Below are 16786 nucleotides of genomic sequence, written 5' to 3' on the forward strand. Positions count from 1 at the left end.
TTCAATTGCCTAGGCCGCGGAAGGCCTCGGTACTCCGGCGCTCCTCGTCGAGATAGACGTGCTGCTGGGCCTCGGGATCCATGAAGTAGAGCGTAATGAAACCTCCGGCGCTGCGGTTGTAGGTGGGGCGCACCCGGGCGACGAAATCGGCCGTCTGCGGATGGTCGAAGTGGGTGAGGTAGATATCCATCCAGGTGAAATACTGGGGATCCCGCAGGAAGCCAGTAAATTGTTCCTGCGGCGCGTAGTCGCCCAGCGCCGCCGGGTTGTCGAGAATCTGGAAGAGAAAGTCGATGCCCTCATGAATGTCGTTGCCTTCGTATTCCAGATTGAAGATGTCGTAGCCTTGGCGATGAATGATCTGCATGTTGGTAATCAGGTAATTCAGCGCATAGTTCTGGTAGTGCGTGGCACGTCGGCCGCGTCCGACCTCCAGCGGTAGGGCGCCGTTCTCGGTCATGTCGTGTAGTGCCGAATAAACGGCGCTGACGCCGAAGCGAAACAGGTCGTCGTCCTCTACCAGTACGCCGATCATGGTGGCGTAGAGTGCACGCCGGTAGAAGTGGTTATTGCAGCAGCTCTCTTCCGGCTCGCCGGGGAATGCCGAATGTTGCAGGGCGAGGCCATGCAGCCACTGCTCGACTTCGGCACGTTCCTCCTCGAGGCCATCCACGTGGGGGCGCACGATGGAGTAGGCCATGGCTGCGGCGAACAGCATCGATTCGGAGGCGAACCAGGCTTGGGGCTCCTGGGAGTCGAAGACGAAAGTGGTCAGTGCCTTGGCTTCGGCCCAACCGTGCAGAAAGCGTACCAGGCAGTTGGCATAGAAGGTGTCGCCGCTGGCGACGAAGGCCCCGGCCAGCACCGACGCACTATCTTCGAAGGCGAACAGAGGCTCTGTGGCCAGTTCCCACTCCTCCGGGTTGGGGTAGAAACCGGGAATCCCGCCTCGCGTGGTGATGGGAGTGAAGTTGAGCTTCTGGCGGCAGCTGGGGCCCAGTGAAAGTTCGTCCTTCAGTTGCAGCAGAATGGGATTGTCTGTCTTGCGCAGCAACTCCATACGCGCTTCCACATCGAAGTAGCTGGCGTCCGTATCGGTGACCCGATACTCCGAGAGGTCGAGTTCCATGCGCTCCTCTCGCGAGAGAGTATCGTTGGCCGTCGCGGTAACGCTGCCTGCCAGTAAAACGCAGGCGAGCATCACGGGCCGTCGTGCGATAAATCCTTTTACTGCGGCAAGGGACATGATCGGCGTCGCTCCATTGGCGCTCGAATGCAAATTGATCAAGGCTGCGGCGTATAGAAACGGAAGGCAGCGAAGTCCACGTACTGATCGCGTGGCGTGCGCCATCCTTCGCCGGTACCGCCGAAGAAGGTGGAAAACATCAGGCCGTCGATGGTGATTTCCGGTGTGGTGCGGAATACGACGTTTTGCTGTTCAAGCACCGGCCGACCATCGACCCAGAGACGGGCGATGCCGTCGTCGAGGTCGGGATCGTTGAGCACGATCTCCTGTTCGACGGTAACCCAGCGGCCGACCGGGAAATGCCAGAAGCCGCGGCCCACCGAGTCGCCCTCGAAGCCGACGACGTAGGGATAGAGCTCACCCTCCCCCTCTTCGCGCCACATCAGGCGCATGGAGAAACCGTTCTTGCCGTCGACGTCCTCGCCGCCCGATGGTGCTTCGCCGCCGTAAAGTCCCGGCAGCTTGCCGCCGCGCACGAAGTCGAAGTCCGCCGGAAAGCGCACCATGTAGCTGAGGCAGGCCCGTTCGGCGCCGCGCAGCGACGGTGGATCGCTATAGAATCCGGCACCGCCACGGGGCTCGTCTCCCGGCGAAGAGGTGCCGGCGGGGTAATGCACGCGCAGTCCGGGTTCGCCGATGCCGGTCTGTGCTGCGTCCAGGCGCTCCACGTTCTCCTCGGTGCCCCAGTGGCGACTGGTATGGAAGTTCTGCCGAATGGCGGCATGGCCGTTCGCAGCGTGCTGCGGGCGGGGCGTTTCGGCCTGCACGTAACGCTGCGAACAGGCTTCCTCTTGGGGAATGCCGACGAGAGCATTCTCGGCCTCGTCGGCATGGGCGGCAGATACCGGCAACAGCATCAGGCCACTCAATAGCAGCAATCGGCAATTGCCGTACGGTATGCGGGCAGCAGCATTAGCCTTCATCGGTAACTTCATCATTGTCCTCCGTGGCGGCGCGATAAATGTCGTCGCCGAATTGAATGACCGAGCGTACGCCCTGCCAAATCCGCTCCGAGGCGGCACCCAGTAGTGGGGCTTCGGTAAAGCGTACGTCCACGGGTTGGCCGACGCTCTCTGCGGGCAGCGGCTCCTCGGGTACCAGCAGTACGCTGGCCACGTTCTGCTGCTGGCGCACCCAACTGGGGAAGCCGGCACGCGGCTGGCGCTCGACGTCGAGCGCAACGTTGCGCACCCGGGCGCGGATCGGTTGGTTGGCGTTGGCCAATGTCACATAGGCTTGCTGGTTGGGCTCGATGCGGCTGATGTCGTTCATGTGCACCAATGCCTCGACCAGCACGTCGTCCTCGTCAGTGCGAATCAGGGTCATGATCCGCTCGCTTTCGTTGATGTAAACCCCATCGGCGCTGCTCAGAGCCCAGGCCACCAGGCAGTTGCAGGGACTGTATATGTCGTTGCTTGCCATGCGCGCATCGAGCGCGGCGATGCGTGAACTCTCGTAGTCGCGCACAGTCTCGAACTGCTCGATTCGGGCCTGGGCAATCTCGGGCGAGACCGACTCGAAGGTCATGGTGTCGCCGCTGGCGGGTTGTGCCGAATTGGCCAGGCTGACCTCCTGCATGCCGTTTTCGAGGTGCTCGCGGAGGTTCTCGAGTAGGCGGTTGTTGTAGTCGATCGCTGCCTCGGCAAGGATCAGGTCCGATTCCAGCTCGCTGTTGACTACATTGGTCAGCAACTGATCGCGCTCGACCCGATCACCGGCCATTAGGTCGTGCTCGCCGAGAATCCCGGGGCCGGGTGCCCGGATGTCGATACGCGGCGCCGTCACGGCGGCGAAGCTCGGCTCGATCAGCATGAAGTTGCGGTAAGCGGTAGCCGCCCCTACCAGTGCCAGCAGGCCGATGGCGATGAATAGCAGGATATAGCGTCCCATCGGCTTGGGCGGGCGCGCGGGTGGCAGCGGCTTGGTCGCCTGACGCTTGCGCGGCGTCTGTGGATCTTCGCCACCGATCAACCCCTCGACATTGGGCGAGCGGCCGCTCAGCGCGCTGCGGATGATCTGGCGCAGCAGCTCGCGATGCTGCGGCTCGATCTCGGTGATCTCGAAGCTGACTTCGTAGCCATTGCCGCTCGCCGCGCGGGTGGCGCGCAGGCACTCGGCCTTCAGCGGAACGATCAGTTCGGTGGCGCCCGCCATCATCAACAGTGAGGCCGAGATGCGATCGCCGGGTTCGAATCTATGCTGACTCTGGGTGGAAAAGCCTCCCAGCGAGACATCATTGCCGTTCAGCTCAGTGTCGCTGTCGTCGAGATCGACCCGAAACGGGAGCGTGACGCGTATGTAGCCTCGTTCGTCGCGACGCTCATGCTGGAGTCGGTCTCCCTGGCTCAGGCGCATGCTGTCATGGTCCGCGTTGTCAGGCTCGGCAGAAGAGGCAGGGCGTCGCCTCGAGCGTGCTTCTCCCAGGGTAGGCTCATACCGCTTGGGGTCGTCGTGGGAATAATGATCAGCCATCCGTTGGTCGCTCCTTGCATTCAGGGGTGAGCCGTTGCCACGTCGGCGGGGGCTTCGGGCTCGACCCTGAGTCGTACGTTGACAAGGGTCAGGTTATGTTCGTCGAGAGCCAACTGGCAGTTGGCATCCACGGTGCACTGGACGGCATCCTGGATGGGCTCGCCACTCGGTCCTTGCATCAGTTCCGCCACGGACGGAGAAATAGCGAGGATCGTGGCTCCTGGGTTGCCCTCGATTTGCTTGCTTTCAGCCAGGGTGTTCCGCTGCAGGGTCTCGATCAGCTCGCCGCCCAGTCGGAAGCGCCCCGGGGGGAGTTGCACCGCGTCACGAATGTTGTGGACAAGAGTTGCGCTGAGCCAGCGGTCGAGCCGCTCGGGCTGCTGATTGCGCTCCCAGGTCTGGTCGCGGGCGATGTGCAGCGATACCCGGTCCGGAGGGGACATGACACCGGTCGAGAGGATCAGTACGAACAGCAGCACGCCGTAGGCGAAGCCATGCAGAACATGGCCCATGCGGCGCTGCTGGCGCGCGGCGACAGGGTCGTTCGGTTCGCCCGCCGAGATGCCCTGGCGGGACCACTTCTGGCGGTTGAAGCGGAAGCTGACGTAGGTCTTCAGCATCGCGCCCCAGACCTGGTTGTAGTAGATCAGCGGGATCCACAGCAGGCTGAAGCGTCCACGTTGCCAGGCCAGAATCGAGGTTGCGATACCGCGGGTGAAGAGAATCCACAATACGTAGGCGAAGAAGAAGGAGGGTCTAATGAATAGCGACACCAGCGTGACTACCGTGGGGCCGACCAGGGTCGTCCACATCGAGAGGCGTTGATCGATCAGGCTCCACCAAGTGAACACACCCATTGGCCGTGGTCCCAGGGCGATGGCGCGGTTGCTGGTACGCAGCATGTTGCCGTACCAGCGGCGCATCAGGTCGGTGGTTGAGGTGAAGAAGCGCCGCCGGTTGGGCAACTCCTCGAATCCGGTCACGAAGACATCGGGGATGTAGAGCATGCGCCAGCCATTCTTCAGCAACCAGTACCAAGAGGACTTGTCGTCGCCCGAGAGGAACTTGAAGTTGCCGAAGCGCCAGTGCTCGACATGGTCGTTCTCGATCAGTTCTATGAAATCCGGCTGTGTTGCCAGATCGGCGCGGAACACACTGTAGCGCCCTGTCAGTACCAGCAGGCGACGCGATACCGACATTGAACTCATCATCAGGTGCCGCTGTGCGTAGCGCAGGTCATACCACTCGCAGGTGGCATCGTTGCCGGTCACCTCGGCCCGATTGTTAGTGGTCAGCGCACCGAGATCGTCCTGGGCCTGGAAGAAGGAGAGCGAGCGTGAAAGGGTGCCCGGCTCCAGCCGGATATCCCCATCCATCGAGATCAGCAGCGCTCCCGGCGCCGGCAAGCGCCGGGAGATCGCACGCAGAACCTCGGCCATGGCCGAGCGCTTGCCGTCCCCCTTCTGGAACATGTAGCGGACTTCGACGTTCCGCGGCCAGTCGTTCTCGTCCATCACATGAGTGATGACATCCACGTCGGTACGGTCCGATACGGAGGCGAAGATGGTCGTTGGCACGCCATAGTCGCGCGCTTCCCGGATCAGAGCGTCATAGACCTGGAAGTTGACCCTGGCTTCGATGCGAAAGGAGGTGCAGAGCACGAAGAGCTCCGGTGGCCGTTCCAGCTCGCCCGCCGCATCGGCCTCCGCTCGCAGGCGTGGGAAGATCACCCGGTTGTACCAGGTCGAGCGCGCCGCCTGCACGGCCCACCACGAGTAGCGCCACATGGCAATTGCCCCGATGACGAAGAAGAAACTCTGCGACTTGGGGGAAAACACATCTGCGGGCAGCTCGCTGATGATGACGATCAGCAGCGACAGGCCGAGCAGAAACGTCGTCAGCTCGGTGATCCGGCTGGCTGTGGTATGGTCTCGGGGAGTTGCGGACATGATCACTCCTCAGGCCAGTACGGGCCGCACGGAGTCACCTCGTCCGATGCCGTAGTAGGCGAGCCCGGCGGCCTTGACGGTATCGGGTTGGAACAAATTACGGCCATCGACCAGCACCGGCTCCTCGAGCTTTTCGTAGAGTTCGGGGAAGTCGATGGTGCGGAAGGCCTTCCACTCGGTGCAGATGACCAGCGCATGGGCGCCTTCCAAGGCGTCGTCACGCTGCTCGGCCAGCACCAGATCATCGCGCTCGCCGTAGATGCGGCGGCACTCGTCCGAAGCCTCCGGGTCGTAGGCCTGAACCCGCGCCCCGGCCTCCCACAGCGCTTCGATCAAGGTGCGGCTGGGTGCTTCGCGCATGTCGTCGGTGTTGGGCTTGAAGGCAAGCCCCCAAATAGCGATGGTCTTGCCCGCGAGCTGGCCGTCGAAGGCCTGGCAGAGCTTCTCGAACAGCTTGTTCTTCTGCCGGGCATTGACGCGCTCCACTGCCTTGATCATCTCGGCGGGGTGCCCGATCTCCTCGGCGGTATGGGCCAGGGCCTTCACATCCTTGGGGAAGCAGGAACCGCCATAGCCGCAGCCGGGGTAGATGAAGCTGTAGCCGATACGCGGGTCGGAGCCAATGCCATGGCGCACCTCCTCGACATCGGCACCGAGACGCTCGGCCAGATTGGCGACTTCATTGATGAAGCTGATCTTGGTTGCCAGCATGGCGTTGGCGGCGTACTTGGTCAGCTCGGCGCTGCGTACGCCCATGAACATCATCTTGTCTCGCTGGCGGTTGTAGGGCCCGTAGCATTCCAGCATGGCTTTCTTGACGCGCTCCGAGTCGGTGCCGACGACGATGCGCGAACCGCGCGAAAAGTCCTCGATAGCGGCCCCCTCCTTGAGGAATTCGGGGTTCGAACAGACATCGAACTCTAGGTTCAGGCCGCGCTTTTCCAGTTCAGCGGCAACGGTACGTTCCACCTTGCTGGCGGTTCCCACCGGTACGGTGGATTTATCGACGACGATCTTGTCATCGTGCATGTGCTGACCGATGGTCTCGGCAACCTTGAGCACATACTTGAGGTCTGCGCTGCCATCCTCATCGGATGGCGTGCCCACGGCGATGAACTGGAGCAAGCCGAAGTCGACCGCCTTGGCAGCGTTGGTGGTGAACTCGATGCGGCCGGCGGCCTTGTTCTTTGCGATTAATTGCTCCAGGCCAGGCTCGTAGATGGGGACTTCGCCAGCGTTGAGGCGAGCCACCTTCGCCTCATCGACGTCCACGCACATGACCCGATGGCCGACATCGGCCAGACAAGCGCCGGTTACCAGTCCCACATAGCCAGATCCGAAGATGGTGATCTTCATGGTCGTCGTCGCTCCTTGCTGATTGGGCCCTGTTCATCCAATCAACGCCTCTGCGCCGGTAGTAACCGACGCTGATGGCGAGTAGGGCCAGTTGGCTTCGTTAGCGTGCCATACGGTACGCAACATCCACGCCAACTGAAAAAGACACTTTTCAGTCAGTGAGTTAGAGAGGATTGGAGGGATTGCTGAAGTTCGCTACGGCATCATTCTGTCGCCAATAAGTGACATATCGGACCCGAAGTTCTCTGAGCCTTTCAGATCAAAGGGTTGTACTGTCTCTTAATGGAGACAACATGGTTAGCCAAGAAGTAAATTAACGAATTGATTTGTTTTGGTGAGTGAGGATGGGTGTCGTTGGTTTAGCGGGCTCCCTCCGTCCTGGCCGCGACCCGCGCTTCCATGCGAGTCAAAAAGACCGCCATGATGCGCTCGTAGAGCTGGCGCCCGAGCACGCTGTCCTCGATGCCGGCGTCGACATTGGGGTTGTCGTTCACCTCGATGACGACGACGCGATCCTTGGTCTGTTTGAGATCCACACCATAGAGCCCGCGGCCGATCAGGCGAGTGGCCTTGAGTGCCGCCCGGATGACGACAGGTGGCACCTCGGCGGGATCGTGGGTAGTGAAGTCGCCGCTCTTCACCCGTGCGCCTGAATGGTCATAGATTTGCCAATGCCCGCGAGCCATGTAGTAGCGGCTGGCGAACAGCACCTGCCCATCCAGAACACCGATACGCCAGTCGTACTCGGTTGGCAGCCACTCCTGCAGCAGCAGCAGAGCGGAGTCCTCGAACAGGCGCCGGGCCTCACGCTCTAGCTGCTCCAGCGATTCGACCTTGACCACGCCGCGGGAGAAGGAACCGTCGGGAATCTTCAATACCAGAGGGAAGCTCAGGCCGGCGATGCGCTCGGCGAGCGGGCGACGATCGCGGCGCTTGAGCAGTACGCCTTCCGGCGCCGGTACGCCGCGGGCGCGCAGCAGTGCATGCAGGTATACCTTGTTGGTGCAACGCAGGATGTCGCGTGGCGTATCGATCACCATCACCCCCTCATGCTCGGCCAGGCGGGCCATACGGTAGGTGTGATGGTCCAGCGCCGTGGTCTCGCGGATGAAGAGCCCATCGAACTCGGCCAGCCGCCCCGCATCGCGTCGAGTGATCAGCGAGACGTCGATACCCAGCTTGCGGCCGGCACGGATGAAGGCCTTGAGCGCGCTCTTGTTGCTCGGCGGCATGGCCTCCTTGGGGTCGATCAGAATGGCCAGGTCGAAGCGGTAGCGACGGCGTGCCTTGGGCGTGCGCCATACCTTGCGCGAGTGGCGATTGAGGGCAGAGGCGAAGAGATCCTGTTCCTCGGCGTTGAGGTCACGAAGGTGGATTAGCTTGAGTCGGGCCAGCCGCCACAGATCGTGGCGCCGCACCAGGCGTGCTTCCAGCAGGGGACACGGCAAGCGTTCGAAGAGCTTGCGCGCCAACCGGGCAAGTTCGGGTTCTCGACACTCGCCGAACAACACGCGCAGCGTCACGCTGTCGCCGGCCAGGCGTCCCTGGCGTGCCAGTTCGCCAAGCAGCGGTGCCAGCGTATCCAACTGCAGATCGACCAGGACCTTGCGCGATAGCTCGTTGAGCGTTTCGACGCTCGGCAGCACGCGCTGACCGCGGGCCTGGGCGAGCAGCGAGACATAATAGCCGGTACCCAGGTAATCGAGTTCGCCGCACAGGTTGATCACGTGGGTGCTGCGATCCTGGTCGGCGGCCGCGCGATGACGCCGGTCCAGGGCCAGGAAATCATTCGCGCTGATCAGGTCTTCGGAAGGGTAGTAGGGCTGCCAGTCTTCCTGCCGATCGATGACGATGCGCAAAGGGCACATGGGCGAGTTCCGTTCGAGTGTGAGAGGCGGCTTGGTGCCGTTGGATGCGGCCAGCATGCCGCTGCATCTCGCAGTCGACAAGCGCCTCGACAGGTGAAATGATTTCATGACGGGCGACCCAATCGTCGTTGGTATGGTCATCGCCCCGTTGCCACATCGCTGCAGTCAGCCCCGGAGAATTCAATGAACGTCACCCTGCGCCAGGCCCATCCGCAGGATCTGGGCGCACTCTATCGCCTGGAGCAGGTGGCCTTCAGCAGCGATCGCTTCAGTCGTCGACAGCTATGGCACCTGTTGAATCGCGCTCATGCCGAGACTCTCGTCGCCGATGACGAGGAGCGACTGATGGGATACGGCACCCTGTTGTTCCGGCGTGGTAGCCGCCGTGCCCGGCTCTATTCGTTCTGCGTGCATCCGCAAGCGCGTGGCAGCGGGTTGGGGCGCCAACTGCTCGAAGCCTTGGAGCGGGTCGCCATTCGCTACGATTGCACCGCGCTGGGCCTGGAGGTCCGGGTAGATAACCGTGCTGCCTTGGGGCTCTACCGGCGCATGGGCTTTCGCCTTGAGCGCTGGCTCGACGATTACTACGAGGATGGCTGCGCCGGCTGGCAAATGAACAAGCCGCTCGAGGCCTTGCCCGCCGAAACCCTGGCCTAGGCGCGCAGGGATCGATCGGGACTGGTAAACTTCCGGCATGTTTGGGCAAACAGGGACATCGCCATGCCTTCTTTCGATATCGTTTCCGAATATGACAAGCATGAAGCCAGCAACGCCGTCGATCAGGCCAACCGTGAGATTCAGGGGCGCTTCGATTTCAAGGGCGTCAAGGCAAGCTTCGAACTGAATGGCGATACGGTGCTGCTGGAAGCCGAGGTCGACTTCCAGCTCAAGCAGATGCTCGACGTGCTGCGCAACCGGCTCATCGCTCGCGGCATTGATGCCCGCTGCATGGATGTGCAGGAGCCCGAGCTCTCCGGTGTCAGGGCCCGTCAGGAGGTCAAGCTCAAGCAGGGGCTCGAGCAGCCGGAGGCCAAGGACATCGTCAAGCGTATCAAGGACAGCAAGCTCAAGGTCCAGGCCCAGATCCAGGGCGAGAAGGTGCGTGTTACCGGCAAGAAGCGCGACGATCTGCAGGAGGTCATTGCCATGCTGCGCGGCGAAGGCGGTCCCGACCTGGCCCTTCAGTTCGATAATTTCCGTGACTGAGCCTTTCGAGCATTGCGTCAGCTCGCCTTCGGGCGGGCTTTCTTTTTACACAGTGCTTTTTTATGAAGAGGTCCATAGCCTTAGCCGATTGGCCTACCCGGAGGAGATGGGCTTCAATGGAAGCAGCAGCAAAGATGCCGAACCTGGAGTTCATGCATGCATTCGCTTCGTCGCGCCCTTTATATCGCCCTGGCCTGGACCAGCTTCGCGTTCGGTGTGGTAGGCGTCTTCGTGCCGCTGATGCCGACGACCTGCTTCATGCTGCTGGCGGTATGGGCGGCCTCCCGTGGCTCGCCGCGTTTTGCCTCATGGATACGTGAACATCCACGTTTCGGCCCCACCGTGGTGGCTTGGGAGGGGGAGCGCGCCATACCCCGCCATGCCAAATGGATTGCCGGCGTGATGCTGGCCTTCTCGATTCTGGTGCTGGTGGTGACGCTCAGCGTGGTATGGCTGAAGCTGCTGTTGGTGTCTGGTCTGGCCTTGCTGGGGTTGTGGATCGTGACGCGGCCAGAGCCCGGCAGCGCAGCGGTGCGCCTGATACGGCGTTGAGGGCAAGCGCCTTTGAGGTTGGGGAGCCGGCAACCGTACAATGGGCATCGACCATGGACAGGAGCCATCCCGATGTCTGAACCCAAGCCGACCCATCGCCACGACTACCGGCCGCCCGCCTATCGTGTGTCTCATGTCGAGCTGACCTTCGAACTGGACCCCGCCGCGACCAGCGTCAAGGCGAGTCTGCAAATTGATCGCCACCCGCAAAGCGAAGACGGCGCGCCACTGCAGCTCGATGGCGAGCAACTGATACTCAAGCGCATCGCCATCGATGGCCAGGCACTGGCCGACGACGAATACACCTTGAGCGATACCGGACTGACCGTGCATAACCTGCCCGGTCGGTTCCGCCTGGACACTGAGGTGGAGATCGCGCCGCAGGAGAACACGGCGCTGGAAGGGCTCTATCTCTCCAACGGCATGTACTGCACCCAGTGCGAGGCCGAAGGATTCCGCCGCATCACCTACTACCCCGATCGTCCGGACGTGATGGCGACCTTTTCCACCACGGTGATCGGCGATCGGGCGAGCCTGCCGGTGCTACTTTCCAATGGCAACCCGGTAGAGCGGGGCGAGCTGCCCGGGGGGCGCCACTTCGTCACCTGGAACGATCCCTTTCCCAAGCCCAGCTACCTGTTCGCCCTGGTGGGTGGCGATCTGCAGAAGGTGGAGGATCGCTTCGTCACCATGAGCGGACGCGAGGTCACGCTGCAGATCTGGGTCGAGGAGGAGAACCTGGGCAAGACCGACCACGCCATGGCCTCGCTCAAGCGTTCCATGCAGTGGGATGAAGAGACTTACGGCCGCGAGTATGACCTCGACCTGTTCATGATCGTGGCGGTCAACGACTTCAACATGGGTGCCATGGAGAACAAGGGGCTCAACATCTTCAACTCGGCGGCGGTGTTGACCCATCCGCATACCGCCACCGATGCGACGTTCCAGCGGGTCGAGGGCATCGTCGCCCACGAGTATTTCCACAACTGGTCGGGCAACCGCGTCACCTGCCGCGACTGGTTCCAGCTGTCGCTGAAGGAGGGGTTCACCGTCTTTCGCGATCAGTGCTTCTCCGCCGACGTCAATTCGGCGGCGGTCAAGCGCATCGAGGACGTTGCCTTCTTCCGCACCGCCCAGTTCGCCGAGGATGCCGGCCCCACCGCCCATCCGGTGCGCCCCGACCACTACATCGAGATCGGCAACTTCTATACCCTCACCATCTACGAGAAGGGTGCCGAGGTGGTACGCATGCTGAGCAACCTGGTGGGCTGGGAGGCCTTCCGCCGTGGCAGCGACCTCTACTTCGAGCGTTTCGACGGCCAGGCGGTGACCATCGAGGACTTCGTCGACTGCATGGCAGAAGCCTCAGGCCAGGACCTCTCCCAGTTCATGCTGTGGTACTCCCAGGCCGGCACGCCAGAGATCGATGCCTACGGCGAGTACGACTACACCAACGCGGCGTATCACCTGACCTTGCGCCAGCGTACACCGGCTACTCCCGGCCAGCCCGAGAAAAGCCCGCTGCACATTCCCATTCGCATGGGGTTGGTGGGTACCAAGACGGGGCGCGACCTTGCCCTGACGCTGGAGGGGGAGTCGCTCGACGGCGATGGCGTGATCCACCTGCGCGAGGCGGAGCAGACCTTCGTCTTCACCGACGTGCCCGAAGCGCCGGTACCCTCGCTGCTGCGCGGCTTCTCGGCACCGGTTCAGCTGCGCTTCCCCTATAGTCGCGAGGAGCTGGCCTTCCTGCTGGCCAACGATTCGGATGGCTTCAATCGCTGGGACGCCGGCCAACGCCTGGCAATGCTGGCGCTGGACGACCTGATCGCCGCCCATCGCAATGGCGTCGAGAAGGTCATGGACCCGCGCGTGGTCGAGGCGTTCCGCGCCCTGCTCGAGCGCGGCAGCGACGACAAGGCGGTGTTGGCCGAGATGCTGACGCTGCCTTCCGAGGCCTATATCGCCGAGCAGCAGCCGCTGGTCGACGTCGAGGCGATCCACGCGGCACGCAACTTCGTCAAGCAGTCGCTGGCGGCGACGCTGCGCGATGACTTCCTGCGTGTCTATGAGCAGAACGTGAGCGATGAACCCTATGCCCCCGAGCCCGAGCAGATTGCTCGTCGCAGCCTGAAGAACGTGGCGCTCTCCTACCTGATGGCGATCGAGGACGAGCAGGGTATCGACATCGCTCGCCGGCAGTTCGAGGCCGACCACAACATGACCGACGTACGCCATGCGCTCACGCTGCTGACCCACAGCAGCCGCGACGACCTGGCGGCACCGGCCCTGCGTGCCTTCGGCGAGAAGTGGGCTCACGATACGCTGGTGATGGACCAGTGGTTCGCCATTCAGGTTACCCGGCCTCAGCCGGATGCGCTGGAGCGGGTCAAGCACCTGATGGCCCACCCGGCGTTCTCGCTGAAGAATCCCAACAAGGTCCGTGCCCTGATCGGTACCTTCGCCAACCAGAACCGGATCAACTTCCACCGCGCCGATGGCGAGGGTTACCGCCTGCTGGCCGACGTGGTGATCGAACTCAACCGGCTCAACCCCGAGATCGCCGCGCGCCTGGTCACGCCGCTCACTCGCTGGCAGCGCTTCGATGAATCGCGTCAGGAACTGATGAAGGGCGAACTCGAACGCATCCGCGCCGAGAAACTCTCGCCGAATGTGTATGAGGTGATCGAAAAAGCCCTTGCCTGAGGAAAGGGCAATCGGAAATTTCGCCTTTCCTGATAATAAAAAGTGCCGCCCTTGGAGCGGCGCTTTTTTTGGCTGGGCTTAATAGATGAGCCAGCTCAACACCATCACCCCCAGCACCGCCCAGATCAGGGTGGCGACGATGCGTCGACGCAGCAGGGCGCGTAGGGCGAGATAGAGCAGCCACAGGCCGAGCAGCAGCACCGCCAGGCTGACCAGCGTGGGGGGGATGCCCAGCGCGTTGGCCAGGCCATCGAAAAAGCCCCGGGCGGAAGCTCCCAGGTTGTAGAAGAACAGAATCAGCAGGTCGACCACGAAGCGAATGATCTCGCCCAGGGTCTGGCCCAGCCAGGAAAAGAAATCTTGCATAAGCGGGTCCGGTCGGCTTACTCGATCATGTCGAGAACGGTGCCTACGATATCATCCATGGTGACCAAGCCCAGCAGCTTGTTGTCGTCGAGCACCAGCACCCGCTTGACCACGCTGTCGGTCATCAGGCTGGCCACATGGCGTACGTCGAGCGACTCACCTACGCCGATGGCGGGTTTGGCGCAGACGTCGTAGACGTTGATCAGGTCGATGTCGCCGTTTTCCGCGACGATGGTCTTGAGGATATTGGTGTAGGTGATCAGCCCCCAGGCGTCATGGGGATCCTGCTGCTCCACCACCAGGCTCTTGAGGTTGTGGCGCTTCATCAGGCTCAGCGCATCGCGCAGGGTGGCAAAAGGCGAAACCGTTACCACGTCGCGGTTCATGATGTCCTTGACCAGCATCTGGTTCTCTCCGTCAATCCACTCGTTCAAACATCTTGTCTGAGTCGCTCTTCGAAGCGCTTGACCTGCGCCATGTCGATGCCTCCTAGGTGCTCCACCGGCAACGTCATCACCAGCCCCCGCGAGTCCTCGCCGGTCGGGTTGAGCACCTGGCGTATTGCCTTGAGCACTCTCAGCGAGAGACTCTTCTCCAGCGTCAGCAGCATGATGCTCTGGCTGCCCTCGTAGGTCAGCCCGAAAAAAGTCTTCTTGCGTTCGCCACCAATGCCACGGCCGGTCATCAGAGTCATGCCGACTGCCCCGGCCTCGGTCGCGGCGTCGATGCATTCCTGCTCGAGATCTTCCGGCACGATGGCGACCAACAGCGAAAACTTCATCTCGTCTTGCCTCCCGGCTGTGCCATTCTTTCCATCAGAATGGCATAGCTCATTACAGTCACGATAGGAAAGATCGAGGCGAAGGCGATCAGCCCGAAGCCGTCGATCAGGACGTTGCGCCCCTCGATCTGGCTGGCCAGGCCGATCCCCAGCGCGGTGACCAGTGGCACCGTCACCTCGGACGTGGTGACGCCACCGAGATCGAAAGCCAGCGCTACGATGTAGCGCGGCGCCAGGGCGGTGAGCAGTAGCACCAGCAGGTAGCCGCCGATGATGTAATAGTGGATGGAATCGCCGACGATGATACGGTGCACGCCGATGGTGATGCCGATGGCCACCCCCAGGGCGACCAGCAGGCGAATGACGTTGCCCTGGATCTTGCCGGCGGCGGCTTCCTCGGCCTGCTGACCCACGGCGATCAGTGCCGGTTCGGCCATGGTGGTGGCAAAGCCGATGCAGAAGGCGAACAGGTAGACCCACAACCAGGTATCGAAGCCGATCAACTGGGCGGCCATGCTCTGACCGATCGGAAACAGGCCGAGCTTGAGGCCAACCACGAAGGCATACAGGCCCACGATCACCAGGGCGAAGCCCACGCCAACCTTGAGCGGGCTGGCCAGAGGGTGGCGCAGCACGGCGTATTGAAAGAAGAGAATCACCAGAATGATCGGCAGCACGTCGCGCAGCATGCCGAGGAGATCGAGGATCATCGTCATCCAGCCGGCGGGAGGCATGGCGTCGCTCTCGGCGAGCATCAACTGGGCACCGCCGGCCAGGGGGCCCGGCTCGGCATAGACCAGGATGCCGTAGAGCTGCACGCTGATCATCGGCACCATCACCGCCAGTGCTACCAGGCCGAAGCCGTCGGTGAGCGGATTGCGTCCGCGGATCGAAGCGGCAAGGCCGATACCCAGCGCGGCGATCAGTGGCACGGTCACGATATTGGTGGTTACGCCGCCGGAATCGTAGGCCAGCCCCACGATTTCCTCGGGGGCGAAGAAAGTCACCAGCACCACCGTCACATAGCCGACGATCATGTACCAGTGCAGGGGGTGGCCGAGAATCACGCGGAACACGCCCAGTGCCATCACCAGCCCTACCGAGCTTGCCACGATCAGGCGCAGGGTGAAGGCGTCGATGCGCCCTTCGCTGATCATGGCGGCCTGTTCGGCCACGGCGATCAGTGCCGGTTCGGCGACCACGGCGGAGAAGCCGATGGCGAATCCGAACAGCATCAGCAGTGGCATCGAGCCGCGGCGGGCAAACTGGTTGGCGAGCCGCTTGCCCACCGGAAAGATGCTCAACTCGAGCCCTTGCAGGAACAGGGCGACGCCAACGGCGACGACCAGCAGTCCCGCTGCCATGCCCAACCCGCCCTCCGGCCACTCGCGCAGCAGCAGTGCCTGAAAGGCCACCACCACGACGATGATGGGTAGCAGGTTGCGTAGGGCATGGGCCAGTGCGTGTAGGAAATCCCTGAGTTGTGCTACCAAGACCGACTCCCTGGCAATGATCGGTTGGGCAAGGCGTACCGCAGCGAGCACAAGCATGACTATCGGGTTGGCTGGCCCGGGCGAGCGTCACACTATACCATCGGCCTATGACGTTGAGCAGGCGCTAATGCAGGCTCCGGCATTGACTCACATCAAGCGTGGGCCGATGGCAGCGAAAGGGAGAAAGCGAATGAACGTGACACTGATCGTCGTACTGGTGGTGGTAGCGCTGTTGGTGATCTACGGGGCCAGTATCTACAACCGCCTGGTGGCACTCCGGAATCGCTACCAGAACGCCTTTGCCCAGATCGAGGTGCAGCTCAAGCGCCGCTACGACCTGATCCCCAACCTGGTCGAGACCGCCAAGGCCTACATGGCTCACGAACGCGATACGCTCACCGCCGTGACCGAGGCGCGTAATGCCGCCCTGGCCGGTTTGCAGGCGGCGGCTGCCCGGCCGGGCGAGCCTGGCGCCATGGCCGAGCTGGCAGGTGCCGAGGGGGCTCTCGGGGCTGCCTTGGGGCGGCTCAATGTAGTGATGGAGGCCTACCCCGATCTGAAGGCCTCGGACAACATGCGCCAACTCTCCGAGACACTCACCAGCACTGAGAACCGTGTTGCCTTCGCTCGCCAGGCCTTCAACGATGCGGTCATGCAATACAACACCTACAAGCAGAGCTTTCCGCCGGTGCTGCTGGCAGGGCCGCTGGGCCATCGCGAGGATGCGGCGTTGCTGGAATTCGACGACAGTGCCGAGATCCAGGCGGCGCCGCGCATCAACTTCTAACGGT

At 62.3% G+C, this 16786-nt stretch carries 15 protein-coding genes; 5 read left to right on the forward strand and 10 right to left on the reverse strand.

From position 1 onward, the window contains the following. Position 1 precedes the first annotated feature (1 nt). The 6 genes from HOP51_RS10855 to HOP51_RS10880 form a co-directional block, all read right to left on the reverse strand. Positions 2-1246, reverse strand: a complete 1245-nt coding sequence (locus tag HOP51_RS10855) for an alginate lyase family protein (RefSeq protein ID WP_234273926.1) — start codon at positions 1244-1246, stop codon at positions 2-4. Positions 1247-1284: 38 nt separating this feature from the next. After that, the gene (locus HOP51_RS10860) at positions 1285-2184 is read right to left on the reverse strand and encodes a polysaccharide lyase (RefSeq protein WP_234273927.1); all 900 of its coding nucleotides are present in this window, start codon (positions 2182-2184) and stop codon (positions 1285-1287) included. Beyond that, positions 2159-3718, reverse strand: coding sequence for a PilZ domain-containing protein (locus tag HOP51_RS10865; RefSeq protein WP_234273928.1), 1560 nt, complete (start codon positions 3716-3718; stop codon positions 2159-2161). The genes HOP51_RS10860 and HOP51_RS10865 overlap by 26 nt, the downstream gene beginning before the upstream one ends. A gap of 20 nt (positions 3719-3738) precedes the next feature. Then, positions 3739-5667, reverse strand: a complete 1929-nt coding sequence (locus HOP51_RS10870) for a glycosyltransferase (protein WP_234273929.1) — start codon at positions 5665-5667, stop codon at positions 3739-3741. A gap of 9 nt (positions 5668-5676) precedes the next feature. Next, positions 5677-7023 (reverse strand): UDP-glucose dehydrogenase family protein, encoded by a 1347-nt coding sequence (locus HOP51_RS10875; protein WP_234273930.1) that lies wholly within the window; start codon positions 7021-7023, stop codon positions 5677-5679. A 359-nt stretch (positions 7024-7382) separates the two neighbouring features. Continuing rightward, on the reverse strand, positions 7383-8891 hold the full coding sequence (locus tag HOP51_RS10880; protein ID WP_234273931.1) for a RimK family protein: 1509 nt from the start codon (positions 8889-8891) through the stop codon (positions 7383-7385). A gap of 183 nt (positions 8892-9074) precedes the next feature. Between HOP51_RS10880 and HOP51_RS10885 the strand changes: the two genes are divergently transcribed. The 4 genes from HOP51_RS10885 (at position 9075) to pepN (ending at position 13355) form a co-directional block, all read left to right on the forward strand. After that, complete coding sequence (locus HOP51_RS10885; protein WP_234273932.1) at positions 9075-9548, forward strand: GNAT family N-acetyltransferase; 474 nt, start codon at positions 9075-9077, stop codon at positions 9546-9548. A 63-nt stretch (positions 9549-9611) separates the two neighbouring features. After that, the gene (locus HOP51_RS10890; RefSeq protein WP_234273933.1) at positions 9612-10097 is read left to right on the forward strand and encodes a YajQ family cyclic di-GMP-binding protein; all 486 of its coding nucleotides are present in this window, start codon (positions 9612-9614) and stop codon (positions 10095-10097) included. 156 nt (positions 10098-10253) lie between these two features. After that, a complete protein-coding gene (locus tag HOP51_RS10895; protein WP_234273934.1) occupies positions 10254-10649 on the forward strand; it encodes a YbaN family protein in 396 nt (131 codons plus the stop codon). Positions 10650-10721: 72 nt separating this feature from the next. Then, positions 10722-13355 carry an aminopeptidase N gene (gene pepN, locus HOP51_RS10900; protein WP_234273935.1) on the forward strand — a complete coding sequence of 878 codons (2634 nt, stop codon included), beginning with the start codon at positions 10722-10724 and terminating at the stop codon, positions 13353-13355. 78 nt (positions 13356-13433) lie between these two features. Here the strand turns inward: pepN and HOP51_RS10905 are convergent, their stop codons facing one another. The 4 genes from HOP51_RS10905 to HOP51_RS21005 are packed head-to-tail and all read right to left on the reverse strand — an operon-like array spanning position 13434 to position 15995. Further along, complete coding sequence (locus tag HOP51_RS10905; RefSeq protein WP_234273936.1) at positions 13434-13721, reverse strand: hypothetical protein; 288 nt, start codon at positions 13719-13721, stop codon at positions 13434-13436. A gap of 17 nt (positions 13722-13738) precedes the next feature. Next, the gene (locus HOP51_RS10910; protein WP_010627336.1) at positions 13739-14125 is read right to left on the reverse strand and encodes a CBS domain-containing protein; all 387 of its coding nucleotides are present in this window, start codon (positions 14123-14125) and stop codon (positions 13739-13741) included. 26 nt (positions 14126-14151) lie between these two features. After that, complete coding sequence (locus tag HOP51_RS10915) at positions 14152-14502, reverse strand: P-II family nitrogen regulator (protein WP_159553479.1); 351 nt, start codon at positions 14500-14502, stop codon at positions 14152-14154. After that, positions 14499-15995 carry a DUF1538 domain-containing protein gene (locus HOP51_RS21005; RefSeq protein ID WP_338073043.1) on the reverse strand — a complete coding sequence of 499 codons (1497 nt, stop codon included), beginning with the start codon at positions 15993-15995 and terminating at the stop codon, positions 14499-14501. The genes HOP51_RS10915 and HOP51_RS21005 overlap by 4 nt, the downstream gene beginning before the upstream one ends. A gap of 190 nt (positions 15996-16185) precedes the next feature. Between HOP51_RS21005 and HOP51_RS10930 the strand changes: the two genes are divergently transcribed. After that, complete coding sequence (locus HOP51_RS10930) at positions 16186-16782, forward strand: LemA family protein (RefSeq protein WP_234273937.1); 597 nt, start codon at positions 16186-16188, stop codon at positions 16780-16782. Positions 16783-16786 lie beyond the last annotated feature (4 nt).

It is taken from the genome of Billgrantia zhangzhouensis (assembly GCF_021404465.1).
In the GTDB taxonomy this organism is placed as follows: Bacteria; Pseudomonadota; Gammaproteobacteria; order Pseudomonadales; family Halomonadaceae; genus Halomonas; species Halomonas zhangzhouensis.

Bases quoted from the DNA above. Each gene is read 5' to 3' on its own strand.
- HOP51_RS10905 (WP_234273936.1), bottom strand. From the start codon at position 13,721: ATGCAAGATTTCTTTTCCTGGCTGGGCCAGACCCTGGGCGAGATCATT.
- HOP51_RS10880 (WP_234273931.1), bottom strand. From the start codon at position 8,891: ATGTGCCCTTTGCGCATCGTCATCGATCGGCAGGAAGACTGGCAGCCC.
- HOP51_RS10860 (WP_234273927.1), bottom strand. From the start codon at position 2,184: ATGATGAAGTTACCGATGAAGGCTAATGCTGCTGCCCGCATACCGTAC.
- HOP51_RS10885 (WP_234273932.1), top strand. From the start codon at position 9,075: ATGAACGTCACCCTGCGCCAGGCCCATCCGCAGGATCTGGGCGCACTC.
- HOP51_RS10895 (WP_234273934.1), top strand. From the start codon at position 10,254: ATGCATTCGCTTCGTCGCGCCCTTTATATCGCCCTGGCCTGGACCAGC.
- pepN (WP_234273935.1), top strand. From the start codon at position 10,722: ATGTCTGAACCCAAGCCGACCCATCGCCACGACTACCGGCCGCCCGCC.
- HOP51_RS10910 (WP_010627336.1), bottom strand. From the start codon at position 14,125: ATGCTGGTCAAGGACATCATGAACCGCGACGTGGTAACGGTTTCGCCT.
- HOP51_RS10855 (WP_234273926.1), bottom strand. From the start codon at position 1,246: ATGTCCCTTGCCGCAGTAAAAGGATTTATCGCACGACGGCCCGTGATG.
- HOP51_RS10865 (WP_234273928.1), bottom strand. From the start codon at position 3,718: ATGGCTGATCATTATTCCCACGACGACCCCAAGCGGTATGAGCCTACC.
- HOP51_RS10915 (WP_159553479.1), bottom strand. From the start codon at position 14,502: ATGAAGTTTTCGCTGTTGGTCGCCATCGTGCCGGAAGATCTCGAGCAG.
- HOP51_RS10930 (WP_234273937.1), top strand. From the start codon at position 16,186: ATGAACGTGACACTGATCGTCGTACTGGTGGTGGTAGCGCTGTTGGTG.
- HOP51_RS10870 (WP_234273929.1), bottom strand. From the start codon at position 5,667: ATGTCCGCAACTCCCCGAGACCATACCACAGCCAGCCGGATCACCGAG.
- HOP51_RS10890 (WP_234273933.1), top strand. From the start codon at position 9,612: ATGCCTTCTTTCGATATCGTTTCCGAATATGACAAGCATGAAGCCAGC.
- HOP51_RS10875 (WP_234273930.1), bottom strand. From the start codon at position 7,023: ATGAAGATCACCATCTTCGGATCTGGCTATGTGGGACTGGTAACCGGC.